At 54.5% G+C, this 24,944-nt stretch carries 23 protein-coding genes; 5 read left to right on the top strand and 18 right to left on the bottom strand.

From position 1 onward, the window contains the following. Nucleotides 1–3: 3 nt before the first annotated feature. Nucleotides 4–1,335: an aspartate aminotransferase family protein gene (locus tag TA5113_RS06430; RefSeq protein ID WP_058315810.1), complete on the bottom strand. Its 1,332-nt coding sequence runs from the start codon at nucleotides 1,333–1,335 to the stop codon at nucleotides 4–6. Between the two features lie 238 nt (nucleotides 1,336–1,573). Here TA5113_RS06430 and TA5113_RS06425 point away from each other — a divergent pair, with 238 nt between their 5' ends. The 4 genes from TA5113_RS06425 (at nucleotide 1,574) to TA5113_RS06410 (ending at nucleotide 6,237) form a co-directional block, all read left to right on the top strand. Beyond that, a complete protein-coding gene (locus TA5113_RS06425) occupies nucleotides 1,574–2,545 on the top strand; it encodes a TAXI family TRAP transporter solute-binding subunit (RefSeq protein ID WP_058315522.1) in 972 nt (323 codons plus the stop codon). Nucleotides 2,546–2,647: 102 nt separating this feature from the next. Then, nucleotides 2,648–5,251: a TRAP transporter permease gene (locus TA5113_RS06420; protein WP_058315521.1), complete on the top strand. Its 2,604-nt coding sequence runs from the start codon at nucleotides 2,648–2,650 to the stop codon at nucleotides 5,249–5,251. Continuing rightward, on the top strand, nucleotides 5,248–5,679 hold the full coding sequence (locus TA5113_RS06415) for a universal stress protein (protein ID WP_058315520.1): 432 nt from the start codon (nucleotides 5,248–5,250) through the stop codon (nucleotides 5,677–5,679). The genes TA5113_RS06420 and TA5113_RS06415 overlap by 4 nt, the downstream gene beginning before the upstream one ends. Nucleotides 5,680–5,688: 9 nt before the next feature. Beyond that, nucleotides 5,689–6,237, top strand: coding sequence for a carboxymuconolactone decarboxylase family protein (locus TA5113_RS06410; RefSeq protein ID WP_058315519.1), 549 nt, complete (start codon nucleotides 5,689–5,691; stop codon nucleotides 6,235–6,237). A 61-nt stretch (nucleotides 6,238–6,298) separates the two neighbouring features. On the opposite strand, the gene TA5113_RS06405 is transcribed toward TA5113_RS06410, so the two are convergent. The 16 genes from TA5113_RS06405 to TA5113_RS06330 form a co-directional block, all read right to left on the bottom strand. After that, the gene (locus tag TA5113_RS06405) at nucleotides 6,299–7,222 is read right to left on the bottom strand and encodes an SMP-30/gluconolactonase/LRE family protein (protein WP_058315809.1); all 924 of its coding nucleotides are present in this window, start codon (nucleotides 7,220–7,222) and stop codon (nucleotides 6,299–6,301) included. Continuing rightward, a complete protein-coding gene (locus TA5113_RS06400; protein ID WP_058315518.1) occupies nucleotides 7,222–7,971 on the bottom strand; it encodes a cytochrome b561 domain-containing protein in 750 nt (249 codons plus the stop codon). The genes TA5113_RS06405 and TA5113_RS06400 overlap by 1 nt, the downstream gene beginning before the upstream one ends. Then, entirely contained in the window at nucleotides 7,971–8,846 is an 876-nt protein-coding gene (locus tag TA5113_RS06395; protein WP_058315517.1) for a carbohydrate ABC transporter permease, read from the bottom strand. The genes TA5113_RS06400 and TA5113_RS06395 overlap by 1 nt, the downstream gene beginning before the upstream one ends. Nucleotide 8,847: 1 nt before the next feature. Then, nucleotides 8,848–9,774: a carbohydrate ABC transporter permease gene (locus tag TA5113_RS06390; protein ID WP_058315516.1), complete on the bottom strand. Its 927-nt coding sequence runs from the start codon at nucleotides 9,772–9,774 to the stop codon at nucleotides 8,848–8,850. Nucleotides 9,775–9,873: 99 nt separating this feature from the next. Next, nucleotides 9,874–11,202 (bottom strand): extracellular solute-binding protein, encoded by a 1,329-nt coding sequence (locus TA5113_RS06385; RefSeq protein ID WP_058315515.1) that lies wholly within the window; start codon nucleotides 11,200–11,202, stop codon nucleotides 9,874–9,876. A gap of 32 nt (nucleotides 11,203–11,234) precedes the next feature. Next, complete coding sequence (locus TA5113_RS06380) at nucleotides 11,235–12,323, bottom strand: ABC transporter ATP-binding protein (protein WP_058315514.1); 1,089 nt, start codon at nucleotides 12,321–12,323, stop codon at nucleotides 11,235–11,237. A 94-nt stretch (nucleotides 12,324–12,417) separates the two neighbouring features. Continuing rightward, nucleotides 12,418–13,458 carry a LacI family DNA-binding transcriptional regulator gene (locus tag TA5113_RS06375; RefSeq protein WP_082625898.1) on the bottom strand — a complete coding sequence of 347 codons (1,041 nt, stop codon included), beginning with the start codon at nucleotides 13,456–13,458 and terminating at the stop codon, nucleotides 12,418–12,420. A gap of 61 nt (nucleotides 13,459–13,519) precedes the next feature. Beyond that, a complete protein-coding gene (locus TA5113_RS06370; RefSeq protein ID WP_058315512.1) occupies nucleotides 13,520–15,022 on the bottom strand; it encodes an aldehyde dehydrogenase (NADP(+)) in 1,503 nt (500 codons plus the stop codon). A 1-nt stretch (nucleotide 15,023) separates the two neighbouring features. Further along, nucleotides 15,024–15,938 carry a dihydrodipicolinate synthase family protein gene (locus tag TA5113_RS06365; RefSeq protein WP_058315511.1) on the bottom strand — a complete coding sequence of 305 codons (915 nt, stop codon included), beginning with the start codon at nucleotides 15,936–15,938 and terminating at the stop codon, nucleotides 15,024–15,026. Between the two features lie 2 nt (nucleotides 15,939–15,940). Then, nucleotides 15,941–17,116, bottom strand: coding sequence for an L-rhamnonate dehydratase (locus TA5113_RS06360; RefSeq protein WP_058315510.1), 1,176 nt, complete (start codon nucleotides 17,114–17,116; stop codon nucleotides 15,941–15,943). 12 nt (nucleotides 17,117–17,128) lie between these two features. Beyond that, nucleotides 17,129–18,139, bottom strand: coding sequence for a 4-hydroxythreonine-4-phosphate dehydrogenase PdxA (locus TA5113_RS06355; RefSeq protein WP_058315509.1), 1,011 nt, complete (start codon nucleotides 18,137–18,139; stop codon nucleotides 17,129–17,131). Next, on the bottom strand, nucleotides 18,136–19,098 hold the full coding sequence (locus TA5113_RS06350; protein ID WP_058315808.1) for a YncE family protein: 963 nt from the start codon (nucleotides 19,096–19,098) through the stop codon (nucleotides 18,136–18,138). The genes TA5113_RS06355 and TA5113_RS06350 overlap by 4 nt, the downstream gene beginning before the upstream one ends. Nucleotides 19,099–19,215: 117 nt before the next feature. Next, the gene (locus tag TA5113_RS06345) at nucleotides 19,216–19,641 is read right to left on the bottom strand and encodes a GlcG/HbpS family heme-binding protein (protein WP_058315508.1); all 426 of its coding nucleotides are present in this window, start codon (nucleotides 19,639–19,641) and stop codon (nucleotides 19,216–19,218) included. 96 nt (nucleotides 19,642–19,737) lie between these two features. Next, nucleotides 19,738–20,715 (bottom strand): TRAP transporter substrate-binding protein, encoded by a 978-nt coding sequence (locus TA5113_RS06340; RefSeq protein ID WP_058315507.1) that lies wholly within the window; start codon nucleotides 20,713–20,715, stop codon nucleotides 19,738–19,740. Between the two features lie 17 nt (nucleotides 20,716–20,732). Beyond that, nucleotides 20,733–22,013 (bottom strand): TRAP transporter large permease subunit, encoded by a 1,281-nt coding sequence (locus TA5113_RS06335; RefSeq protein WP_058315506.1) that lies wholly within the window; start codon nucleotides 22,011–22,013, stop codon nucleotides 20,733–20,735. Continuing rightward, entirely contained in the window at nucleotides 22,010–22,492 is a 483-nt protein-coding gene (locus TA5113_RS06330; RefSeq protein ID WP_058316650.1) for a TRAP transporter small permease, read from the bottom strand. The genes TA5113_RS06335 and TA5113_RS06330 overlap by 4 nt, the downstream gene beginning before the upstream one ends. Nucleotides 22,493–22,653: 161 nt before the next feature. On the opposite strand from TA5113_RS06330, the gene TA5113_RS06325 reads away from it, so the two are divergent. Further along, nucleotides 22,654–23,673: a LacI family DNA-binding transcriptional regulator gene (locus TA5113_RS06325; protein ID WP_058315504.1), complete on the top strand. Its 1,020-nt coding sequence runs from the start codon at nucleotides 22,654–22,656 to the stop codon at nucleotides 23,671–23,673. A 41-nt stretch (nucleotides 23,674–23,714) separates the two neighbouring features. Here TA5113_RS06325 and TA5113_RS06320 read toward each other — a convergent pair whose 3' ends face one another. Then, the gene (locus tag TA5113_RS06320) at nucleotides 23,715–24,866 is read right to left on the bottom strand and encodes a substrate-binding domain-containing protein (RefSeq protein WP_082625897.1); all 1,152 of its coding nucleotides are present in this window, start codon (nucleotides 24,864–24,866) and stop codon (nucleotides 23,715–23,717) included. Nucleotides 24,867–24,944 lie beyond the last annotated feature (78 nt).

The following is a 24,944-nucleotide window of genomic DNA, read 5'->3' as shown; positions in this document are numbered from 1 at the left end:
AGATCACATCCCTAGATCAGTGGTCACTTGGGCGACGGCGCTCGACAATTTATGGACCACTTCCTCAAGATGATGCGTTTCCGAGATGAAAGGTGGTGCGAGCAAGACGTGATCCCCGTGTTTTCCATCGATGGTACCGCCCATCGGATAGCAAATCAAACCCGCTTCAAAGGCGGCTGCCTTCAGGCGCGCATTGAATTTCTGCGCCGGGTCAATAACGGCTTTGCTCTCTCGGTCAGAAACAAATTCCATCCCCACAAACAAGCCCCTGCCGCGGATGTCTCCGACATATGGATTTTGGCCAAATGCGTCGCGCAACAGCGCTTGCAGTTGGTTACCCTTTGCCGTGACTTGGTCAACAATCCCACCCGTCAGTTTTTGAACAACCGCCAAACCCGCAGCGCAAGCCGTGGGGTGACCAATATATGTATGGCCGTGTTGGAAGAAGCCGCTGCCATTTTTGATGGCATCATAGATCGTTGCTGAACACATCATGGCTCCGATGGGCTGATAGCCAGCCCCCAGTCCTTTCGCGATTGTGCAGATATCTGGGCTAATGCCTTCTTGCTCGGCGGCAAACAGCGTCCCTGTCCGACCCATGCCGCACATGACCTCATCAAGGATCAAGAGCACGCCATATTGGTCGCAGATCTCTCGGATGCGTTTGAAGTAGCCTTCCACAGATGGAACCCCGCCCATGGTCGCGCCGACCACCGGCTCGGCTACAAATGCCATAACTTGTTCAGGTCCAAGACGCAGGATTTCGGCTTCCAGCTCGTTCGCCATGCGCTGACCATAGTCATAAGCGCTCTCGTCATCGCGGCGGCCGCGGTACTCATAGCACGGGCTGATATGGCTCACATCAATCAAGAGCGGCGCAAATTGCGCACGGCGCCATTCATTTCCGCCAACCGCAAGCGCGCCCAATGTGTTGCCGTGATAGCTTTGCTTGCGCGCAATGATTTTGGACCGTTCCGGCTGGCCGATTTCGATGAAATATTGCCGCGCCAGCTTTAGAGCGGCTTCTACTGCCTCCGATCCTCCGGAGACAAAATAGACGTGGTTCAACCCTTCGGGCGCATGCTCTACTAAGAGATCCGCGAGCTGTTCTGCAGGCTCTGACCCAAGGAATCCCGTATGGGCAAACGCCATGGAATCAAGCTGTTTTTTGATCGCATCAATGATGTCCTGATCACCGTGCCCGAGGCATGAAACGGCGGCACCGCCAGATCCATCGAAATAGGCCTTTCCTGATTTGTCATAGAGGTAGACCCCTGCGCCCTTTGCGCCGATCGGGGGCAACTTATTGGAATTGCGTGGGAAAACGTGGCTCATCGTCTTGATTCCGTGAATTTCAACCGGCGGCATGTCATCATTTCGACCTTGTGAATTCTATAGGTAGTTACGCGCATAGACAGAATGCGCCCTGTAAACGACCATTTTGCAATGTGCTGAGCCCCCTGCTGCCTTTAGTCGCCACCTCGTAAACTAACGGCAAACCATGTGCGTAATCAGTAATTCGTGTTGGCGGGGGGCCAGCATCAAAAAAAGAAAAGACAATTGGGAGTGACACATGTCTTATTCTAAAATCAACACAGCTGCCGCTGCAGTCGTCGCGCTGGCGGTTTCCGCACCAGCAGTTGTTGCCGAAGAGTTCATCACGATCGGCACCGGCGGCGTAACCGGCGTTTATTACCCAACTGGCGGCGCGATCTGTCGTCTTGTGAACAAGGGCCGCAAAGAGCACGGCGTTCGCTGTTCCGTGGAATCCACCGGTGGATCTGTTTACAACATCAACACCATCCGCGAAGGCGAGCTGGAGTTTGGCGTTGCGCAGTCTGACTGGCAGTACCACGCCTATAACGGCACATCCAAATTTGCGGATGCGGGTAAATTCGAAGGCCTGCGCGCAGTGTTCTCTGTACACCCAGAGCCATTCACCGTTGTGGCCCGTGCAGATGCAGGCGTGACATCTTTTGACGACCTCAAAGGCAAACGCGTCAACATCGGCAACCCAGGTTCCGGTCAGCGCGGCACAATGGAAGTTCTGTTGGAAGCAAAAGGCTGGACAACTGGCGATTTCGCTCTGGCAACAGAGCTGAAAGCGGCAGAACAGTCCGCAGCGCTTTGCGACAACCAGATCGACGCGATGGTTTACACCGTCGGCCACCCATCCGGTTCCATCCAAGAAGCGACAACTGCATGTGACTCTGTTCTGGTGAACGTGTCTGGTGATGCGGTTGACGGTCTGATCGCTGACAATTCTTTCTACCGTACAGCAACCATCCCCGGTGGCATGTACCGTGGTAATGACGGCGACACATCCACATTCGGCGTTGGCGCGACTTTCGTGACTTCTGACGCTGTTTCCGAGGAAGCGGTTTACACCGTTGTCTCTGCGGTCTTCGAAAACTTCGATGACTTCAAAAAACTTCACCCAGCATTTGCAAACTTGAAGCCAGAAGAAATGGCCACTGCGGGTCTGTCCGCTCCGCTGCACCCAGGTGCCGCGAAGTACTACCGCGAGCAAGGCTGGATTGAATAACCCAGTGTGACGAAAGAAAGAGGCGCTCTCAGCAACGAGGGCGCCTCTTTCACTTAATAATATTGAACCCAAAAAAATTGGGACAATTCAGGGGGAATTTCCATGTCGGATCAAAAGACAGAAGGCCGTGCGCTCAGCGAAGAGGAATTGCAGGATCTGGTATCCTCTTCCGACGCAGGTGCGCGTAATCCAGAAGGCAGTGTCGGCACATTCTTGGCCATCATCGCCATCACCTGGTCGGTATTTCAGGTTATTTTGGCATCGCCACTTGCCAACTACATTTTGCCCGGTTCCGTCATCAACAACTCGCGTCAGATCCACCTGGCCTTTGCAATTTTCTTGGCCTTCATGGCCTACCCGGCGCTGAAATCGAGCCCCCGCAACTACATCCCTATTCAGGATTGGATCATGGCGGGCGTTGGTTCTTTCATCGCGCTTTATGGCTATTTCTTCTACCAAAAGATCGTGAATTCCGGCGGTTTGGCAGACAACACCGATAAGTGGTTCGCGCTCGCGGGCCTGATCCTGCTGTTTGAAGCCGCGCGCCGCGCGCTTGGCCCAGCAATGGCGATCATCGCGACGATCTTCCTTATGTACGTCTTCTTTGGCTCCTCCGAGCTGGTTCCCGACGTGATCCGTTGGGGCGGCGCGTCCCTGAAAAAGGCGATGAGCCACATGTGGATCACATCCGAGGGTGTGTTTGGTATTGCTCTGGGTGTTTCTACCAAGTTTGTGTTCTTGTTCGTGCTGTTTGGGGCCCTGCTAGATAAGGCTGGCGCGGGTAACTACTTTATTAAAATGGCGTTCGGTGCTTTAGGGCATTTGAAAGGCGGTCCGGCGAAAGCTGCTGTGGTTGGTTCTGCCGCCACTGGTCTAATTTCAGGCTCTTCCATCGCCAACGTTGTTACCACCGGCACCTTCACCATCCCCCTGATGAAACGTGTGGGCTTTACGTCAGAACAGGGCGGCGCGGTTGAGGTGGCCTCCTCTGTGAATGGCCAGATCATGCCCCCGGTTATGGGTGCTGCGGCCTTCCTGATGGTGGAATATGTGGGCATTTCCTATGTGGAAGTGATTACCCACGCCTTTGTCCCTGCGGCGATTTCCTATATCGCGCTGGTCTACATCGTTCACCTAGAAGCGGTGAAACGCAACATGCCGGTACTGGGTGACCGCGTGGTTTCCATGGGCAAAACCATTGGTGGCATGGCCGCGTTCTTCGTGGGCTTTGCAGCGCTTTGCTACGGGGTCCAGTACCCGGTGAGAGCCATCACCTCGGTGCTGCCAGCCTCTGGTCTGATCCTCTGTGCTCTCGTGTTCTTGGCCTATGTGGCTCTGCTATACCTCGCGGCACAGGTGCCTGACTTGGAGCCAGACGACCCACACGCAAAGGAGGTTGAGCTTCCTGTTGTGGGCGAGATCTACAAATCCGGTCTCTACTTCCTCTTGCCGATCATCGTTCTGGTTTATTTCCTGATGATCGAACAGAAGTCTCCAGGTCTTTCGGCCTTCTGGGCCACAACGCTTCTGTTTGTGATCCTACTGACCCAGCGCCCGCTGAAGGCAATCTTCCGCGGCGAAAGCGAAACCGTTGAGCGTTTCAAAGACGGGATCGTGGATCTGTTGCAAGGTCTGGTGGATGGCGCGCGCAACATGATTGGTATCGGTCTTGCGACTGCCACTGCGGGCGTGATCGTGGGCACTGTGACATTGACCGGCGTGGGCCAGGTCATGGCTGACCTCGTCGAATTCCTATCCGGCGGCAACTTGATCCTCATGCTGGTCATGGTGGGTCTGTTGTCTCTGGTGCTTGGCATGGGCCTTCCAACAACCGCGAACTACATCGTGGTCTCCTCCCTGATGGCAGGTGTGGTTGTGGAACTCGGTGCGCAATCGGGCTTGATCGTGCCGCTGATCGCGGTGCACCTCTTCGTGTTCTACTTCGGTATCATGGCCGATGTGACCCCTCCTGTGGGCCTCGCGAGCTTTGCAGCGGCTGCTGTTTCCGGCGGGGATGCGATCAAGACCGGCTTTACGGCGTTCTTCTACAGCTTGCGCACCGTGGCCCTGCCCTTTGTCTTCATCTTCAACACAGACCTCTTGTTGATAGATGTGACGCTTGTGCAAGGCATATTGGTCTTTGTCATATCCAGTATCGCGATCCTTGTATTTACCGCAGGGACCATGGGCTACTTCGTCACCAAAAGCCGCATCTATGAGAGCGTTGCTCTGGTGTTGATCGCCTTCTCGCTGTTCCGTCCGGATTTCTTCCTGGACCGCATTCAACCTCCGTTCGCGCAAGTCCAACCAACAGCCTTGGCTGAAGCGGTGGATGCAGCGGCGCCGGGGTCAGAGTTGCGCATTGTTCTGAATGGGCCTGACTTTGACACGGGCGAGCTGAAAGACACCACCTTGGTGTTGCCGATCAGCGAGACCCCAGCCGGTGCACGTATGGACGAACTGGGTCTTCTGACCTTTGAGGAAGAAGGTAAGCTGGTGGTCGAAGAGCCTCTCTTTGGCACACCATTTGCGACAACGCTGCAAGGCTATGACTTCTACGGCGATGAATATGTCACCGTGAAAGAAGTGAAAGCCCCAGCAGATCAAATGCCAAAAGAACTGCTGTTCATTCCGGGCTTGCTGCTGTTGGCACTGATCTTCTTTGCTCAAAAAGCGCGCGCGTCCAAACAAGGAGTTCCAGCATGAGCCGTTCCGTTCTATGTGCCGTCGACATCTCGAACAAAGGTAAAGATGACGCGGTTTTGAAAGAAGCCAAACGCCTTGCGGATATGGATGGCGCGCAGCTTGATGTTGTGACCGTCATCCCTGACTACGGAAAAAGCGTGGTGGCGACCTTCTTTGACCAAAGCCACCATGACCAAGCGGTTGCAGAAGCCAAGACTGCCTTGAAAGAGCAAATCATCGCGAGCCTTGGCGCGGACGCGGATGCCTCGGTGCGCCATGTTGTGGCCACTGGGTCAGCCTATGAAGAGATCCTGCACGTGGCGGCTGAAACCAATTGCGGGCTTATCGTGATCGGGGCGCACAAGCCTGATTTTTCAGACTATTTGCTTGGCCCGAATGCGGCACGTGTTGTGCGCCACTCCAAGTGTTCGGTTCACGTAGTGCGTTAGTCTTAGAACATGACGTCCCCCTACCCTCCGCTGTCTGATGAAGACTGGCCCCAAGAGCTCGCCGATATGTTGGCGGGCTTTGCGGGGGGATTGAATGTCTATCGCACCATGGCCCATCATCCTGCTTTGCTGAGGGCATGGGCTGATTTGCGAGAACATGTGGTCAACCAAACGACGCTTGGTCTTGAGTTCAGCGAAGTCGTCATCTTGCGCACCGGTTGGCAGCTGGGATCCTCGTATGAGTGGCACCAGCATATTGTCCGGGGTCGCAAGAATGGGTTGAGCGATGTGCGTATTGCTCGATTGAGCGGACCCATCATCGACATAAAGGGCGATGACGCCGTATTGGCCACTGCGGTGGACGACCTGTTTAACGAGCGGCAACTGTCTCAAGACTCACAAACCGCACTGGTCGCACTGGTCGGCAAATCGGGGATGTTCGATCTGATCGCGACGGTCGGGTTCTATTCAACGCTGGGCTATATTTTGAACAGTTTTGGAACGCCGCTTGATCAAGACATCGCCGGTGAACTCGCTGCGAACCCATTGAGGCCATGACAAAAAACCCCCGCGCCAAGGCGCGGGGTTTTCCTGTTGTACTGGTCAAATTTTGAACTGGTTACTTCAACCCATTCACATTCAGATAAACCGAATAAAGCGAGCTTGTGGCCGCGATAAACAGGCGGTTCAGTTTAGCGCCGCCAAAGCAGACATTGCCGACGATCTCTGGAATATGCACCTTGCCGATCAAGACGCCGTCGGCATTCAGGCAATGCACACCATCCCCAGCAGAGCTCCAGACACGGCCATCACGGTCCAGGCGGAAGCCATCAAAGAAACCATTGGTGCAATCGGCAAACACAGAGCCGCCGGTCAGGCCTTTGCCATCGGCAGTTACGTCCAATTTACGGATATGCGCAGGACCACCTTCTTGGTGCGTACCGCCAGTGTCAGATACAAAAAGCGTCTTTTCGTCATCAGAGAAGGCCAGACCATTGGGTTTCACAAAATCTGTCGCGACCGCTGACGCAACGCCGGTTTCCGGGTCCCAACGATAGACATGGCAGGCGCCAATCTCGCTCTCCGCCCGATCACCTTCATAGTCCATCATGATCCCATAGGACGGATCGGTGAACCAGATAGAGCCGTCGGACTTCACCACCACGTCGTTTGGTGAATTCAGGCGTTTGCCATCAACCGCGTCCGCGATCACTTCGATAGAGCCATCAAAGCCCGTGCGTGTCACGCGGCGCGTGAGGTGTTCGCAAGACACCAGACGCCCCTGCCCGTCTACCGTGTTGCCGTTGGTATTGTTGGATGGTTCACGGAAAACAGAAACAGAGCCGTCCGTCTCATCCCAACGCATCAGGCGATTGTTTGGGATGTCAGACCACACCAGATAACGGCCCGCTGGGAACCACGCTGGGCCTTCGGACCAACGTGCACCCGTCCAAAGCCGCTCAACCCGGGCATGGCCAATGAAACATGCTCCAAACTCTGGCTCGATGACTTCAAAGCCTGTGCCTTCAATGACGCCAAACATCATTCAGCTCCTTCTAGGGTCTGGCCGGATTGGCCATTCGTCTTCTCGCTGGGCCGGACAGTACGCCAGCCCATTTTCGGCAATTTGTTTCCGGGAAGAGACGGGTCAGGTCCCCAAATGGCTTGATAGGTATCCACCGCATTGCCGCGTATCTGGGCAATGACCGACGCCACCACGAGGAACATCCAGTAGTTCACCAGAACCACCCACATCCACCGCGGCGCGTTTGCGTTCCACATGCCCACCAAAATGGTGATCATGCCAAGCAACAAAGCCAAATACCCGAGGGACCGGTGCACGCGTTCAAACATCAAGCGTTTGGGTGTCATGTCATAGTGGTCGCCATGTAGGCTCCCATCCGTCGCACGAGCCGTTGGGCCGCCTTTGCTGCCGCGAAAGATGCCCAGCAAAACCTGACAAGTGCCAAAGGCCAAAACGACGTAACCAAGCACCGTGTGGAGATTCAGCTGAAACGGGTTTTCGCCGCGCCCCAAGACCAGACCTAGGCCAATCAAAGAGATGGCATAGGCAAGGGCCTGCCCCATCCAGTGAAAATGCCACCACGTCTTGTTATCGAGCTCCCGCGGCCAATCCTGACCCGGCACGATTTTCATGTATCGTGCCGCGAAGATCGCCGCTGGGACAAGAACGCCCCAAGCCAGCGTCATCAGCCTCGCGTGCCATGAGATGGCAAAGCCAACCTCATGACCACGCGATGGGTCGATGGATGAGAGCAACCAGTCCAGCATCAGCCTTTAACCGCACCTGCTGTCATACCAGTGATGATTTGGCGGGACGCTGCGAAGGTGAAGATGATCGGCGGTACCGCCAGCAACATACCCGTCGCCATAATCACACCCCAGTCGATGTCATATTCGGTGATGGAGTTCACGATGGTCACAGGCACCGTCCGAGTGGAGCGACCCAACAAGGCATTTGCCAGCAGGAATTCGTTCCAAGCGATGCGGAAGGTAAAGATCGCCGCCGCTGCAAGACCCGGTTTGATGATTGGCAAAACCACCATGAAAAAGATCTGCACCGGGTTTGCGCCATCCATACGTGCCGCTTCTTCAAGCTGAATTGGCACCTGCACGATGAAACTCTGCAAAATCCAAATCACGAAGGGCAGGTTCATGGCTGTGTAGACCAGGATGATCCCCAGATGGGACTGGTCCAAACCATATTGGAAGGTCCAAATCCCGAACACCGGCACCAAGAGAACCGCAGGGGGCACCATACGCATCATCAGAGTGGTCATAGACACCGCACCGCGGCCCATGAACTTAAAGCGCACGAGCGCATAAGCCGCCATGCAGCCAATCACCAAAGTCAGACCGGTGGAGACAATCGCGATGAAGAGCGAGTTGCCAAGCGCACGACCGAAGGTTGGGTCGCAATAGTCTACATGTGCCGGCTCGTACCACAGAACGTTACACAGGACGGTCTCGTAGTTGCGGATGGTTGGCGTGAAGAAGAAGGCTGAAACGCTCTCGTCATAGATGTCCACGTTCATCTTGAAAGATGTGGCCAGCATCAGGGCGATTGGCCCCACGGACATGACCACAAGGGCCACCAGTAGCGCGTAAAACGCCGGGTTTTGTTTTTCTGTGGTTGAGGCAGCCATCTTATTCGTCCTCTTGCTGAGCCGCTTTCAGCATGCGTGCTGTGCGGGCTTCTTGAATTTTCGTGTACATGAACATGCCGATGGTCAGGGCCATGAGCATCAGGAGAAGAAGGTTGGACATTGCTGCCGCTTCACCCAGCTCTTGGAATTCCTGCGCGGTGCGGAAGATGCGGAGCGCAACGATCTCGGTCGACAGACCCGGGCCACCGTTGGTGAGAACCATGATCACCTCGAGCACTTTGAACGCATCGATCAGGCGGAGCAGCAGCGTCACGATGAGAACCGGCATCATCAGCGGGATTTTGATCATGATGACCTTCTGCCACTCAGTTGCGCCGTCGATTTCTGCTGCTTCCAGAGCAGAGCGTGGCAAGGATTGCATCGCAGCCAGGGCAAGGATGAAGATGAATGGGGTCCACTGCCATACGTCAGCAATCACAACCGCAATGAAGGACCATGTGCTGTCAGAGAGCCAAGGAATGCCGGTCTCAAAGCCCAAGTTTTTGATGGTGCGGTTAAAAATACCCACGGTTGGGTGGTACATATAGCGCCACATCAGACCCACGACGATCGGAGCGATCATCATTGGCAGGATGAAGATTGTGCGCAAAAGCGACATGCCGCGGATGTTGCGGTCAAGAAGCAGCGCGAGGCCGACACCGATCACCATTTCGAGCGTCACGACCACAGCCGCGAATTTGATGGTGACCCAGAAGCTTTCAAGGAAAGCTGCGTCGGTCAGGAGGTTTGCGTAGTTCCGTAGGCCAATGAAGTCGGCCTGGCCGATCCGTTGGCTTGGGCTCCAGTCAAGAAAGCTGGCGTATACCATGTACCCGATCGGGTAGAGCAGCGCGAAGACCAGCACGACGGCGGCAGGCGCAAGAAACATGTATGGGGTGAGCCGATTGGCCCTTGCTACAGCACTCATGATTGAGGCCCTTCGATGTAGAGAGTTTGGTCTGGGTGGGCGCCGCACCGTGGCGCGGCGCCCGAGGAGGAAAACCAGTTTAAGAGCTGGTTTCAGAGATTAGTTCCAGGTGTAGTAACCTGCGTCATCCATGATGCCGCGTGCACGTTCTGCAACACCGTCCAGAGCTTCTTGGATGTCCGTACCTTCTGTCAGAACTTTAGACAGGGAAGTCCCGATATCCGCGTTGATCTTACCCCATACTGGGATGATCGGACGCCAGTCTGGGTCAGCGTTTTTCAGCGCTTCACCGAAGACTTCCAGGTGTGGGTGCACTTCCAGCACAGCTGGGTCAGCGTGTGTGGAGAAGCGAGATGGGTTACCACCAGCGATGGCGATCATCTTGTCTGCTTCTTTGCTTGTCAGCCACTGCATCAGCAGGAATGCTGCATCTTTGTTACCTGCGTTGGATGGGATACCGATGCCGAAGCCACCCGTCTGGGAACCCGCGCGGGTGCCAACTGGGTGTGGCGCCCAACCGATTTTACCAACAACTTTGGACTTAGATGGGTTGTTCACCTGACCCGCGAACACTGTGGAGTCCAGGAACATTGCAGATTGACCTTGCAAGAAGGACGCACCCGCTTCTGCGAAACCAAATGTTTCCGCACCTTCTGCACCACAATCAACGATTGTTTTCAGTGCTTCTGCTGCTTTCACACCCGCTTCGTTATTCACGATTGGGTTCCACTGATCGTCAAAGATGCGACCGCCCAGAGGGGCAAGGTGCAGCAAGAACGCGTGGGATGCGTGGTGACCAGACGCCGCACGGGACGCAAGACCTCCCATGCCAGGCTCTAGCTCAGGGATCTTACATGCAACGTCGAGCAGTTCGTCGTAGTTTGTAGGAACCTCTAGGCCGTGCTTTTCAAAGATGTCTTTGCGGTAACCCAGGATGGATGTCTCAGAACCAAATGGGATGCCGTAGAGAGAGCCAGTTGGACCAGGCAGGTAGCCTTTTGTACCACCAGCAACACCGATGTTACCAACGTAACCGTCGATCAGGTCATCTGCGTCATAGCCAGGGTCAGCCAGCTTTGGGTTCATGAAGTACTTCGCCAGGTTTTCCAGCTGGTCCGCATAAACGTAGTCAGCTTTGGAGAAAACAACGTAAGCGATCAGGTCATAGTCGCCTTTGTTCTTTGTCAGCTCCAGAGTCTGCTTTTCACGCATCTTCAGGTACTGCAGTTGGTCAACTTCAACGCGGATCCCAGTTTCTTTTGTGAATTCTGGCAGCACTTTCATGACCGCATCAAAGTGCGGGTGTGCTGGGAAGTTCACGACCAGAGTCTGGCCCTCATAATCCGCATAAGGGTTGGCCACTGCCAAGGTAGTGGACAGGGTTAGGGCTGCGACGCCCGCTCCTGCTTTCGTAAGGTAATTCAGCATATGCTCCTCCACTGCTGTTTTGTGCCGCTTAATTAAAGTGCGGCCTCCGTTTCGCGATCGAATAGGTGAATGGCGTCTGTATTGGCCTCAAAGCGCAGCTTCTCTCCAAGTGCGATTGGGGTGTCAGACTTCAGTTCGACTTCTACTTTCTGGCCTGCACAGTCACAGATCAGAACTGATTGCGCGCCGATGTATTCAGAGACGACAACTTGCAGATCAAAACTTTGATCATCCGCCGCTTTCGGTGCGAAGGTCAGGTCCGCGGGACGGATGCCCATGGTGACCGGACCTTTTGCATTGGCTGGTAGCGTGTGTGCACGCTCTTCTGGCAATGCAATCTTAAAGCCGGACCCAACAACGAAGAGTTTGCCACCTTCGTCGGTCAGCTCGGCATCCAAGAAGTTCATCGGAGGCGACCCAAGGAAGCCTGCCACGAATTTATTCACCGGGCGCTTATACAGCTCTTCAGGGGTGCCCTGCTGCTGGATATAGCCGCCATGCATAACCACAATCCGATCCGCCAGCGTCATCGCTTCGATCTGGTCGTGGGTTACGTAAATCATGTTCTTCTGAACCTGCTGACGCATCAGCGCGAGCTCTGCACGCATTTGACCGCGCAGCTTCGCGTCCAAGTTGGACAGTGGTTCGTCAAAGAGGAAGGTGCCGCTGTCACGGGTCAAAGCACGGCCCATGGCCACACGCTGACGCTGACCACCGGAAAGCTCGCCCGGCTTACGATGCAGGAATTCGGTCAGACCGAGCATCTTGGCAACATCTTTGACTTTAGAGTCGATTTCAGACTTTGGCGCTTTTTGCAGACGCAGGGCAAAAGACATGTTTTGCGCGACGTTCATATGCGGGTACAGCGCGTAGTCCTGGAACACCATCGCTAGGTCACGCGCCTTTGGCTCGAGGTTGCTGACTGGTTTTCCGTCAATATAGATTTCCCCACCGGATACGGACTCAAGACCTGCAATCATACGCAGGGTCGTTGACTTACCGCAGCCTGAAGGACCAACGAAAACGGTGAACTCGTTTTCTTCCATTTCGAGGTTGATCCCGTGAAGAACCTCAAAGTCCCCATAACGTTTTACGAGGTTTTCTAGCTGAATCTTTGGCATTGTTCCTCCGCCTTGTTACCGGTCACACTATCACTAATGTGACCGGTCACAAAGAAAAATAAAATGTTATTTATCAGCACATTAGCCACTTTATTTAGACTGTCTTTGAGCTGGCCCGGAATTCAAGCTTTGGGGGCAGAGTGACATGGGTTGGGGATTCGTCGTTTTCGTTAGCGCCATCAAGCAAGCGCACGATCAACTCCCCTGTTTCACGACCAATTGCGATTGGATCCACCACCACTGTGCTGATCGCTGGCGACGCAAAACGAGAGACTTCAAAGTTACCAAACCCGACCACAGATATCTGATCTGGAACCGAAATCCCCATGGCTTTGAGACGGCTTTGCACACCGAAAGCGGCCATGTCTGAAACGCAGAAAACGCAGTCCACATCCGGGTATTCTTTCAGGATCAGCTCGACAGCTGCGGCACCGTTCTCAATAGACAATGGCGGCGTGCCGAAACGTACTTCGGCTTTTGGATCTAACCCCGCCTCTGCCATCGCACGTTCAAACCCATTGCGACGCGCCGCACCACGGGTCCAGTCATCGTCGATTTCGCCGAGGAAAACGATGTTCTTGAACCCCTGCCCGATCAACGCCGTCGTCATGTCGTAGGCAGCGATCTCATTGGAGAAGCCGACTGTGTGCTCGATTGGATTCTTAGGACGCTCCCAGATTTCGACCACGGGAATCGCGGCATCTTGCAGAAGTTCCAAGGTGCGATCCGTGTGGCCATCGTAAGACAAGATCATTGCCTCTGGCCGACGGCGCAGCATAGTTTCCAAAATTTGTTCTTCGCGTTCTGGTGAATAGGCCGTGTGGCCAAAAAGCATTTGCAGACCGTTTTCTTCAACCACTTGAGTGAGCGACTGAACCGTCAATGCAAAGTGCAAGTTGTCCAAAGAGGGTAGTAAAAGCCCAACAAATCCTGATTTTTTGGTGGTCAAAGAGCCCGCCATTTGATCAGGAACGTATTTCATATCCTTCACAACTTTCAGGATATGCTCGCGCGTTTCTTTTGAGATGGGACTGTCTTTTTTCAACGCACGGCTGACAGTCATTCGCGATACCCCTGCTGCCTTGGCAACATCACGCATCGTGGTGGGTTTGTGACCGGAATTCTTACTGCCCAAATTTCCTCTCCCTTTGACGAAGAGGTTAGCGCAGAATGTTCCCGGTCACAATTGTTTAATTTCAGCCTTTTAGCTCTTCGGGAAGCAAAGCTGCTGGGATGTTCTGGTAGCTGACTGGGCGCAGCCAACGCACGATCGCCAAGGTCCCCACCGAAGTTGCACGCACATCGGTGCTGGATGGGTATGGCCCACCGTGCATCATTGAGGAACAAACCTCAACACCGGTTGGGAAGCCATTGGCCAGAATACGACCGGCTTTTTCTTCCAGAACAGGGAAGAGCGCTTGGGCTACTTCCGTGTCACCCTCATCCATATGCAGGGTGCAGGTCAGCTGACCTTCAAGGCTTTCCGCCAAGGCCTGCATTTCGGCAACGTCATCACAAAGCACCAAGATACCCGCTGCGCCAAAGACTTCTTCTTGCAGCTGATGGTTTGCCATCCACTCTTTTGCAGAGACTTTGAAGAGCGCAGGCAGGGCCGAGCGTTTGGCGGCCGCGGTGCCGCAAGAGCCCACTTCCACCATCAGTTCCTTGAAGGTCTGAACCCCCTGCTCAAACGCGTCATGAATGCCATCGGTGAGCATTTTCTGCTCGGCCACGCATTTCAGCCCGTCAACACAAGCCGCTTCCAGCGCATCCGCGCCGGAGCCTTTGACCATCACGGCCACGCCTGGATTGGTACAGAACTGGCCTGCGCCCATGGTCAGGGACCCGGCCCAGCCCGCGCCGATTGCCGCGCCGCGCGCCTCAACCGCTTCTGGCAGGCAGAACATTGGGTTCACAGAGCCCAGTTCGCCATAGAATGGGATCGGTTTTGGACGGGAGTGACACTGGTCATAGAGTGCACGACCACCGGCCAGAGAGCCCGTGAAGCCAACGGCGGTGATCTCTGGGTGATTGACCAGACCAGACCCAACCTTGCGACCAGAACCTTGCAGCATCTGGAAGGTGGCTTTTGGCATGCCGCAGATTTCAATCGCTTGGGCGATGGCTTGCGCCACCAGATCCGCGGTGCCCGCATGGGCGCTGTGGCCCTTGACGATCACTGGGCAACCAGCCGCCAATGCAGAGGCGGTGTCGCCCCCGGCGGTGGAGAAGGCCAGTGGGAAGTTCGACGCACCAAACACGACCACTGGGCCGATGGCTTTGTGCGTCAGGCGCAGGTCCGGACGGGGGAGAGGTGTCCGGTCAGGAAGGGCGCCGTCTTTACGAATGTCGAGGTAATCTGTGCCCTCGATCAGGTCAGCAAACAGGCGCAGCTGACCGGTGGTGCGGCCGCGCTCGCCTTCAAGGCGCGCATCCGGCAGACCGGTTTCTGTGGTGCCTGCTTTGGTGATTTCATCACCCAATGCATCCATTTGCACAGCAATTTCGCGCAAGAAAGCAGCGCGTTCCGCGCGGGACTTGCCGCTATAAGCGCGGAAGTCACGGCGTGCGGCTTCACAAGCGTCATTCACCTGCTCGCTGGTGGCCAGAGCAAAGCTTTGGCCCTCGATGTCAGGGGATTGTGCTGCTTCGTCTGAGCCAACCCATTGGCCGTCGATGAGATTTTTACCGATAATCATATTATTTGCCCCAGGTTAGGACCATCGGGTCCAGAGGTTTCAAAAGGTCAATCAAGCGTTCCCGGATGGCCGGGTGAAGCGGTTCAATCGGGTGGCGGCAGAACTCGGATTTGATCACGCCGCCTTCAACCATGGCCGCCTTACAAGACTGCCAACCGCATTGGCGGTTCTCATGGTTGATTGCCATGGCCACACGACCGTAAGCCGCAGTCGCCTCTTCAATTCGGCCCGCATAGTGGTGTGTCAGAACCGGTTTGATCTGATCCACGATCATGCCAGAGGTCATGGAGCCAGTGCAGCCCGCATCCAGATCGGCCAGCAAGGTGATCGCTTCTTCGCCATCAAAGGGCGCTTCAATGGCGTCCCCGCCCTGCGCAATCAGATCACGCAGTTTGTTCGCCGCCCGCGGGCATTCGATCTTAAACAGTTTCACCATTTCGATCTCTTGCGCCATCTTCACCAAAAGCGGCACCGGCAGTTCCACACCAGAGAGCGGCGCGTCTTGCACCATGATTGGGATACCGACCTCGCCCACAGCCTTGAACTGATCATAGCTTTGCTGTGGCGTGCCTTTCAGCAGAGCGCCGTGATAGGGCGGCATCATCATCACGATGTCTGCACCCAGATCTTTACAGAACTGTGCCCGCTCCACCGCGATCTGGGTCGCGTAATGGCTGATCGTCACAATCACCGGCACGCGGCCCGCGATATGTTCGATGCTCAGACGGGTTAGGACTTCGCGTTCCTGATCAGACAGCAAAAACTGTTCTGAAAAGTTCGCCAGAATACAGATCCCATCTGCACCCTGATCGATCAGGCAATCCAGAACACGTTTCATACCCTCAAGGTCAAGCGTGCCATCCGGGTTAAACGGCGTTGGCGCAACTGGCCAAATTCCTGTGTAACTGACTGACATGCTTATTCCTCGATATCGAAGTGTTCGAGGTGCTTGTCAGAGATGGTGATGCCCAGACCCGGCAGATCATCATCCAGCTGCAAGAAGCCATCGACCGCGTCTGGGTCGCCCTCAAAGATATAATAGAACAGCTCGTTGCCCACTTCGACGTCATGCACCGGGAAGTATTCCGAGATCATGCAGTTCGCATTGGCCATGGTCAGGTGGTAGTTATGCATCTGACCCGCATGTGGGATCACCGGCACTTGGAAGGCTTCGGCAATCGCGTTGATCTTTTGCGCCGCTGTGATGCCGCCCACACGGTTGGTGTCATATTGCAGAACAGAAACCGCTTTCTTCTCGATCAGATCTTTACAGCCGATCACCGAGAATTCGTGCTCACCGCCAGAGATTGGCACGATGTTCATGGCATTGAGTTCGGCATAACCCGCCACATCATCGGCAATCACCGGCTCTTCCAGCCAGCGAGGTTCATATTTGACCAGCTTTGGCAGCATGCGTTTGGTGTAGTCCAAGTTCCAGCCCTGATAGCATTCCAGCATCAGGTCCACGTCATAGCCGACAACTTCGCGCACCGCTTCGACACGCTTGAGGTTCTCGCGCATGCCGGCCATGCCGTCTTTTGGACCCCAACCAAAGCGCATCTTATAGCCTTGGTAGTTGTTCTTCTTGGCTTCTTCCGCTTCCGCTTGCATGGATTCAATCGAGCCAGAGTAAAGCTTGGAATAGTAAACCGGAATCTTCTCTTTGGTGCGGCCACCGAGCAGCTTAAAGACGGGCTTGCCCGTCAACTTGCCCATCAGGTCCCAGATCGCCAGGTCGATCGCTGAGATCGCGGTCATGCCGACGCCTTTGCGGCCCCATGCATGGGAGCGGCGGTACATCTTTTCCCAGAGATAGGCGTAGTCAAACGGATCTTCGCCAATCACCATCGGCGCAAACCAATCATCGATGGCTTTCTTCACAACCGTCGGCGCTAGCGCCGCGTTGCCGATGCCAACAGTGCCGTCTTCCGTCTCAATCTCACAGGTCAGCCAGTTGTGGAACCGGAAGGACGACATCGCGTCCCCCTTGTCCCACAAAACATCCGATGCGTTGGTGCAGAAGTTACCCGCTGGCGGTACCGTTGGGCCCTTCCAGTTCCAGACACGTGTGCGAACGCTCTTAATCTTTGTCATAGTCTTAACTCCTTAAGCCGCGTCGCGTTCCGCGCGGTGTGTTTTTGCCATGCGCACCAGCAGGTCAAAGGCCTGACGGGTTGCGCCTACATTGGCTTTGTTCTGTCCTGCGATATCGAATGCGGTGCCGTGGGCCGGTGTTGCCACTGGGATCGGCAAGCCGCCCGCAACGGTCACGCCGCGCTCAAAGCCCATGAGCTTGATCGCGATCTGGCCTTGGTCATGATACATGGTCACAACCGCGTCCACTTCGCCGCGCTTTGCCTTCAGAAAGACGGTGTCAGACGGCCAAGGACCCGTCACATCCATCTGTTTTTCCTGCGCTTTCTTGACGGCTGGCTCCAGCACCTCGATCTCTTCACGACCGAACTTGCCGTTATCCCCCGCATGCGGGTTGAGCGCGGCAACAGCGATGCTTGGTCGATCTTTGCCCGCTTTGCGCAGGGTGTCATTCGCCAGATTGACCGCCTTCATGATCCCTTCCTCAGAGATATTGGCCGCCACATCCTTAAGACCGATATGGCTGGTCACACGGGTGGTCATCAGCTCGTCCAGCACGTTGATTTCAGAGTGATAGCCCTCAAATCCAAGGTAGCGCGCCATGTATTTGTGTTCGTCTTCCGCGTTCAGACCCGCAGAGGTCATGGCCGCCTTATTGAACGGGCCAAAAAGCACGCCATCCACCAGACCGTCTTGCGCAAGATCCAGGGCCTTATCCAAGCAACGCAAGGATGTGGTACCACCTGCAACGGTCACTTCCGCGATGCGGATGTCGTCAGGCTCGATGGTTTCCATTTCCAAGTGAGACAGGCCGGATTGGTCGGCAATCTCGGCTTCAGAAATTGTTGTCAGAGGCACGTCCAGCTCTGTCTGGCGCCCGCCTTGCTGCCAAAGGTGGCTATCACCCACCAATAGCACATTCGCGGCATCCAGCACGCCTTCGTCGTTGATCAGTTTCGCGATCAGTTCCGGTCCAATGCCAGAGGGATCCCCCGGCACGATGGCGATACGAGGCTTGGTCATGCCTTGTTCTCCCAATGTTTAGAAAATCCGTCCGGCAGGATGACCATCACGTCTGGTTCCTTACCGGTGTCAAAGGTCTGCACGACCTCAAATGTGTCTAGGTTAAAACGCTGCACCTGCTCGCAATCGATGGCGATATAGGCGTAGTCGCAGCTGTCATCGATACAAAGCGCAAGCGGGTTCGCCGGTGTCTTTTGTTCGTGCAGCATCTCGCCTGTTGCTTCGTCAAAAACAGAGAAAGAGCCGCCGAAGTGGTTCATGGTGACCAGACGATTGCGCTTGCCGTCATAGTAGATGCGGCATGGATCATCTGGTGTCGGGAACTGGCGTTTGATTTCCAGAGTGTCCGTATCGATCACGGCGACGGTGTTGGAAATACGCTGCGACGTGTAAAGGATGCCTGCCTCTTCGCGCAAGCAACGGCCTTCTGGTTTTTCACCGGTTTTGATGGAAATCGGTTTGACCGACGCATCATAAGGATCAAAGACGGTCACATCGCCAGAGGTCAGGTTCATGGAATAGGCAGTGCGCCCATTTGCGGTCAAGGCAAACAGGTGACATTTGCTGCCGCCCGTTGGGGTGATGTGATCCCAGCCTTGATCAAAGGCACGTGGGTTTTCTTTCACCAGAAGATGACCTGTCCATTCGGACAGAACGTAAAGACGTCCTTCCCCATCTAGGTCAATGCCATGGGGACGCGCGTGTTCGCCAAGATCATAGGTATGTACGATTTCTTGCTTCTGAATGTCGACCACGATGACAGAGCGGCCATCAGTGCCATCGATGCCAGAGTTCTGCACGCCGTAGTGGCCCACATAGGCATAGCGGAATTCGTCATCCACCACGAATTCGTGCGGAAAGTCAGGCAGTCCCAGACGCCCTTGCAGCTCACCGGTGTCGATATCGTACCAGCTAACGCAGTGACTGCATTTTTCGATAAGCATCATGGATTGCGCCACGAGAATCTCCTCTTCATTCACAAATGTGACCGGTCACAGTGTTACCGGTCACACACAAGCCCTGTCAACACAAATCGAGTTCAATTCAGGGCGATGGTTGATATGAAACGCGCACAATTACGCGAATTCGGTTTCTGCTCCGATGGCTTCAAGCGCGGCCGTCGCCACGGCGATATCCTGAGCAGGACTTCCAGACCCGATGCCTATGCCACCAAGCAAAGCAGAGTCGCAGATAATGGGCAGCCCACCCCCTAAACCCGTGACGCTTCCAGAGGTTGCCGCCGCGATTTGCGGCCTCACAGATTCGGGGATTTTCGAGGACGGCGCTCCGATAGAAGCTGCCGTAATTGCTTTAGATTTTGCGGACTTACGACTTAAGAACTTTGCCCCAGACATGCGGATTTCCGCCAGCAATTCGCCGCTTGCGTCAACGATGACGATACATTGCGGTTGTCCAATTTTTTCAGCAGCGGCGATCGCCGCATCCAGCATTTTCATAGTGCCCCGATGTGTCAAAACACGGGCCTGTATCGTATTTTCCATAGTGCACCTTTGCGACATCTCTTGTGATGCCAAAAATCAATATAGTGGTGTGTTTGAGGAGCTGCCGATGGTTCCGCAGCTCCTCGATATTTGAACTTATTTGGAAGCCGCGAGGATCGCGTTCACCAGCGTGTCGCCGTTCTGGGAAATAAAGGAGTCCCAAACCGGTGTGATGGCTGCTTGGAAAGCCGCGCCGTCGACATCTTGGTTCACTGTCATGCCCGCTGATTCGAGCTCTGCAATCATGCTGTCTTCTTTCTCGATGCTCAGTTCACGTTGCAAATTGACCGCTTCCTGGGCGACCTCCAGAATGACCGCTTGTTCGTCCGCGGAAAGGCCTTCGAATTTCTTCAGATTCATAGCAACAGCCAGCGGAGAATAGGCATGGCGTGTCATGCTCAGGTACTTTTGAACTTCAAAAAACTTGAATGATAGTGTCACGCCAATCGGGTGATCCTGCGCGTCCACAACACCTGTTTCTAGCGCCGTATATAACTCAGCAACCGGGATTTGCTGCGGGTTCGCTTTCAACGCATTGAACATATCGTTCAAGGCTTTGGAGTTGTTCACACGCATTTGCAGGCCCTGCACATCCGCTGGTGTTTTGATTGGACCGCGGTTGTTGGTCATATTGCGGTAGCCATTCTCCGGGAATCCGAGCCCCTTCAAACCATGCGCGCCCATGTCATCCAAGACGCCTTGGCCAACTTCGCCGTCCAGAACTTTGTAGGCAGTGTCACGTGTCGGGAACATAAAAGGCAAAGTGAAAGCCGCAGATTCAGGCATCAGGCCGGAATAGTTATTCAAGCCAACCATCGAAATATCGATAATACCTGAGCGCGTCCCATCAATCATCTGAGCGTCATTTCCCAGCTGACCTGATGGAAAGATATTTACTTTGACCTCGCCATTTGTGCGCGCTTCAACCTGTTCTTTGAAAAACAAAGACATGGTCTGCTGCAAATCGGATTCAGGTGCAGCATGAGCCAGCTTCAGCGTGGTCCCAGCAGCCGCGACAGTTGCGCTCACAGCGAGTGCTGCGGCTACGCCTGCAATTCGTTTCATAGTTTTCATCGTTTACTCCTCCAGTTTTACCCAATGATGATTTTCATTGGTGCGATGATGATTTGTGGGAAGATCACAAAGAGCGTCAGCAGCGCGATGTAAGCCAAAATGAAAGGAGCAACCCCTTTCACCGCAGCCGACATGGGCACGCGCCCTACCCCGCAGACAACATTCAAAACGTTGCCAACAGGCGGTGTGATCAGACCGATAGATGTATTGATGACGAACATTAGGCCGAAATAGACAGGGTCAATCCCGGCCATCTTCACAACGGGCATCAGCAGCGGAACGAGGATCAAAACTGTCGGAGCGAGATCCATAACCATACCCACGGCCAGAACGATCAGCATGATCACCGCCATGAGAAGCCGGGGGTTGTCCACAAGTGGACCAAGCATTGCCGCGAGCTGTTGTGGGAGTTGCGCAATGGTGATCAGCCAAGCCGCGACCATGGCGCAGCCCACAAGGAACATGACCATTGCAGTGGAGCGACCTGCAGAAACCAGCACAGAGAATAGTGTTTTCAAGTTGAGTTCACGATAAACCAATGTCGAAACAAAAAGAGCGTAAACAGCTGCTACAACCGCCGCTTCGGTTGGCGTGAAGATTCCGAAGCGGATCCCTCCGATAATGATGATCGGCAAAAGCAGTGCCCAGAAGCCGTCTTTCAATGCCTCCAGTTTTTCTTTTCCTGTCGCGCGCGGTGTGACTTCCATGTCCTCATCGCGCACCAAGAATGACCAAACAATCATCAGGGTGACGCCCATCATGAGGCCGGGAACGATGCCGCCCAAGAACAGGTTTTTAATGGAAATGCCGCCGGCTACGCCGATTAGAATTAACGGCAAGGAAGGTGGGATGACAGGCGCGATAATCCCGCCTGCCGCCAACAATCCCATTGAACGGCCCTCTGGATAGCCCGCCTTTTTCATCATCGGGTAAAGGATGCTTACCAATGCGGCAGCATCGGCGACCGCAGACCCGGACAGCCCCGCCAGAAGGATCGATGTAAAAATCGCGACATATCCCAAGCCACCGCGACGATGACCAACCAATGTGGTCGCAAGTCGAACGATGCGCTGAGATAATCCACCCGCAGACATAACTTCCCCTGCGACGAGAAAGAAAGGAATTGCCAGAAGAGGGAAGCTATCGACACCATTGATAAGCGACTGCGCCAGAATATCAGGACTGAAGCTATCCAAATGAAACATCAATGCGATTGAAGACAAGAGCAGCGCAAAAGCCACCGGTAGGCCCAAAAAGATAGAAACCAGCAGAACGCCAAGGAAAAGTGCAAGGGTCATGACAAGTCCAACTCTTTCGGAAGCAATGCTGTCGGAATGAAAATACAAACCGCCGCAACGAAGGCCATCAAACCGCCAGAGATCACCCCCGCCAGATAGAAAAGAGCGGAAGGCAGCCCAGTTAGCTGAGAGATATTCCCCCAATTCGCCTGCATTTGGCGAAATGCACCAATGAACAACATGGAAACGCAGATCAAAGTGATCGCCCAACCAATGCGGCGCAACACTGGCACTGCCCTGGGGAACAGCTTGGCTGAAAACTCCGTTACGGCCAAATGCTCGTCACGACGCATTGCCACGACTGCTCCCATCATCACAACCCACACCAATCCAAGCCGGGAAAGCTCGACCGATGGGCGCAAGCTTGAAGAAAAACCGTAACGCAAGACAACATTGGTAAAGACCAGGCAAATCATGCCGATCGTTAACACCGCGATAAGCCCATCCAGGGCTTTCCAAAGCCAATTCAATAGTCGCATTGGCCTCCCTTCCAATACTTATTTCTACGCCGTACAGCATTGAGATCTTGCAAAATCACTTCGTAGCGGCATTCTTGGGTTAACGATAACCCAATGTAGCCGAACGTCAATAAAATATTGTAGAATGGTTTTCGGAAAACATCTGACCTGAGGTTAAGATCATGACAATAAACAACAAAACTAACCAGAAGGTGACTCTGTCGGATGTCGGAAAACTGGCAGGTGTCAGTGCAATGACCGTTTCCAAGGTTCTGCGAGGAACCGGACGAATCCCTGAAGAGACCAGAAAACGCGTCCAGGCAGCTGCAAACGAACTGGGCTATGTCACCAATCAGTTGGCAAGCCTTCTTGCAGGTGCAAGCAGCAATATGGTCGGCGTGCTTATTCCAACGGCTCGCGACGTCGTTTATTCGGATATCCTGAGCGCGATAAACGCCGAGTTGCGCCCAGCCGGCTTGCGCACATTCATAGGTGAAAGCTACTTCGATCCTGCGGTTGACTATGAGCAGGTCTCGTCCTTTCTGTCGATCCGCCCCGCAGCCTTGATCCTGCACGGCGGGATCGAACGAAAAGCAGAAACGATCAAGCTTCTGAAAAAACAGGCTTGCCCGGTCGTCCAGATCTGGGACGTTGAAAACACTGATTTCAACATCAACATTGGGCCTTCTCATGCTGATGCGGGCAAACTGATGGCAGAACATTTCCTGTCCCTTGGGCTGAAAAAAGTTGGTTACGTTGGCGCTGAACTGGAACTTGATATTTGCGCGGCTCAGCGGGCGAATGCGTTCGAAGACGCGCTTAAGGCGCAAGGTGTCGACTTAATACGTTGCGTTGCCGAAGATCTCCCCCGACAGGCCGAAGGCGGCGAAGTTCTGACCCGGCGTTTACTCGATCATTACCCAGATATTCAGGGCATCCACTATCTGAACGACGCAATGGCTCTGGGTGGGATGCGGGTCTCTTATGAACGCGGGATCTCGGTTCCTGACTCTCTGAAAATTGCAGGGTTCAACGCAACGTCCAATGTTCATTCGGTGCGGACAAAGCTGACTACCATCAACATGTCTTATCTGGATATCGGCACCAAGGCCGCTAAAGGCGTTGTGTCCCTTTATACCGGAGAGAGTGTAGACCGTGTGCAGATAGAACCCATCGTTCTCGAGCGAGGCAACACCACCTAGGTCTGGAAAACGGGTGGGCCAAAAGGCCCACCCAATTTGCTTTAGCGCTCAAGGGCACCGACGCCGGAGAAGCGGAAGGCTTCTTTCTCAAGTGCATCGATCTCATCCGCAGACATCTGGTCATGCGCGACGGTGATCCGGCCTAGGAATACGAATGGCAGGTCCCCTGCCCGCTCTTCCATATGCGCCTTGATCGCCTCAGCTGTGGCCGCACCAACATCGTCACCCATACGCATTGGGGTTGCGTCCAGCTCGCCGCGACGGATCGCGTCAAGTTCCAGACCTGTACCACCCCAACCGGTTGAGAAGATGTCTTTTTCCTTGCCCATGGCAACTTGCGCTTCCACAGAACCCATCGCCATCGCGGTGTTCGCGTTGTGGATGATCTTCGCTTCTGGGTAAGCCTGCATGATCAGGGATGTGCCTTCAAAGCCGCCTTCACGCTGGTATTCACCATAGTGCTCATAGGCGGTTGTCCAGTTGCCCTTCTCTTCGACGCAAGCTTTGAAATCGCCAGAACGTTGGTTGTCGGTGATACCCGGAATACCGCGGTTCATGGCCATCGTTACGTCATTGCCCAAACGACCAAGCATGTAGTCACACATGGTCAGCGCACCGGCTGCAGAGCTGAAGTCAAACCACGCATCAGGCTGCGCTTTCAGATCTTTCAGCGGTGTGTGGAACGCCCAGACGAAAGTCGAGAAACCATCGCTTTGTGCCATCTTATCGATGTTATCAGCTTGGATCGCAAGCTCGGACGGGCCGAAGATCACAAAGTCATAAAGGTCTGCGTCTTGCACGACTTGGTTTGCATATGTGGACTGCAGAGAGTGCTCGATCTGACGGCTGGCGAATTCGGTTGTTTCGAATTCAATTCCCAACTCCTCCAGACGTTTGGTCATCGCAATATAGTTGCGTGCCCAGAAGTCGGAGGTGTCCGCTGATGGATAGATCAGAGCGATCTGGATCGGACCATCTTGGCTGCCGCTAAACGGCACCGCTTCTGCGCCCACGACCGCTTGCATCGCTTCCAGCTTGCCTTCGGCGTTCACTTCGCCGGGGATCCAGTAGTCGCGGTCTTCAATCCCTGGCAGCTCGACCAGCGGAAGTTTTGCGTGGCCTTCCGCCAACGCTGCGCCGGAAATCGTACAGATTGCACTTGTAGCGAGTAGTAGTTTGTTGAATGTTTTCACGGTGAGTCCTCCCTTTCGCGAAAAATGTGGAGCCTTACAGGGACGCCGGAGCTCCTACCTCCGACGTCCCAACTTTAT

The organism is Cognatishimia activa, from assembly GCF_001458335.1.
GTDB classification, from domain to species: Bacteria; Pseudomonadota; Alphaproteobacteria; order Rhodobacterales; family Rhodobacteraceae; genus Cognatishimia; species Cognatishimia activa.
Note: the sequence above shows the minus strand (reverse complement) of the source record. Positions and strands in the feature narration are given on the sequence as shown.

What these genes read in the sequence shown, in the direction of transcription:
- TA5113_RS06370 (WP_058315512.1), bottom strand. Translation starts at nt 15,022, where the DNA reads ATGATTATCGGTAAAAATCTCATCGACGGCCAATGGGTTGGCTCAGAC.
- TA5113_RS06385 (WP_058315515.1), bottom strand. Translation starts at nt 11,202, where the DNA reads ATGCTGAATTACCTTACGAAAGCAGGAGCGGGCGTCGCAGCCCTAACC.
- TA5113_RS06365 (WP_058315511.1), bottom strand. Translation starts at nt 15,938, where the DNA reads ATGTCAGTCAGTTACACAGGAATTTGGCCAGTTGCGCCAACGCCGTTT.
- TA5113_RS06355 (WP_058315509.1), bottom strand. Translation starts at nt 18,139, where the DNA reads ATGACCAAGCCTCGTATCGCCATCGTGCCGGGGGATCCCTCTGGCATT.
- TA5113_RS06430 (WP_058315810.1), bottom strand. Translation starts at nt 1,335, where the DNA reads ATGAGCCACGTTTTCCCACGCAATTCCAATAAGTTGCCCCCGATCGGC.
- TA5113_RS06410 (WP_058315519.1), top strand. Translation starts at nt 5,689, where the DNA reads ATGACGTCCCCCTACCCTCCGCTGTCTGATGAAGACTGGCCCCAAGAG.
- TA5113_RS06395 (WP_058315517.1), bottom strand. Translation starts at nt 8,846, where the DNA reads ATGGCTGCCTCAACCACAGAAAAACAAAACCCGGCGTTTTACGCGCTA.
- TA5113_RS06360 (WP_058315510.1), bottom strand. Translation starts at nt 17,116, where the DNA reads ATGACAAAGATTAAGAGCGTTCGCACACGTGTCTGGAACTGGAAGGGC.
- TA5113_RS06345 (WP_058315508.1), bottom strand. Translation starts at nt 19,641, where the DNA reads ATGGAAAATACGATACAGGCCCGTGTTTTGACACATCGGGGCACTATG.
- TA5113_RS06330 (WP_058316650.1), bottom strand. Translation starts at nt 22,492, where the DNA reads ATGCGACTATTGAATTGGCTTTGGAAAGCCCTGGATGGGCTTATCGCG.
- TA5113_RS06420 (WP_058315521.1), top strand. Translation starts at nt 2,648, where the DNA reads ATGTCGGATCAAAAGACAGAAGGCCGTGCGCTCAGCGAAGAGGAATTG.
- TA5113_RS06415 (WP_058315520.1), top strand. Translation starts at nt 5,248, where the DNA reads ATGAGCCGTTCCGTTCTATGTGCCGTCGACATCTCGAACAAAGGTAAA.
- TA5113_RS06380 (WP_058315514.1), bottom strand. Translation starts at nt 12,323, where the DNA reads ATGCCAAAGATTCAGCTAGAAAACCTCGTAAAACGTTATGGGGACTTT.
- TA5113_RS06405 (WP_058315809.1), bottom strand. Translation starts at nt 7,222, where the DNA reads ATGTTTGGCGTCATTGAAGGCACAGGCTTTGAAGTCATCGAGCCAGAG.
- TA5113_RS06400 (WP_058315518.1), bottom strand. Translation starts at nt 7,971, where the DNA reads ATGCTGGACTGGTTGCTCTCATCCATCGACCCATCGCGTGGTCATGAG.
- TA5113_RS06425 (WP_058315522.1), top strand. Translation starts at nt 1,574, where the DNA reads ATGTCTTATTCTAAAATCAACACAGCTGCCGCTGCAGTCGTCGCGCTG.
- TA5113_RS06335 (WP_058315506.1), bottom strand. Translation starts at nt 22,013, where the DNA reads ATGACCCTTGCACTTTTCCTTGGCGTTCTGCTGGTTTCTATCTTTTTG.
- TA5113_RS06390 (WP_058315516.1), bottom strand. Translation starts at nt 9,774, where the DNA reads ATGAGTGCTGTAGCAAGGGCCAATCGGCTCACCCCATACATGTTTCTT.
- TA5113_RS06325 (WP_058315504.1), top strand. Translation starts at nt 22,654, where the DNA reads ATGACAATAAACAACAAAACTAACCAGAAGGTGACTCTGTCGGATGTC.
- TA5113_RS06340 (WP_058315507.1), bottom strand. Translation starts at nt 20,715, where the DNA reads ATGAAAACTATGAAACGAATTGCAGGCGTAGCCGCAGCACTCGCTGTG.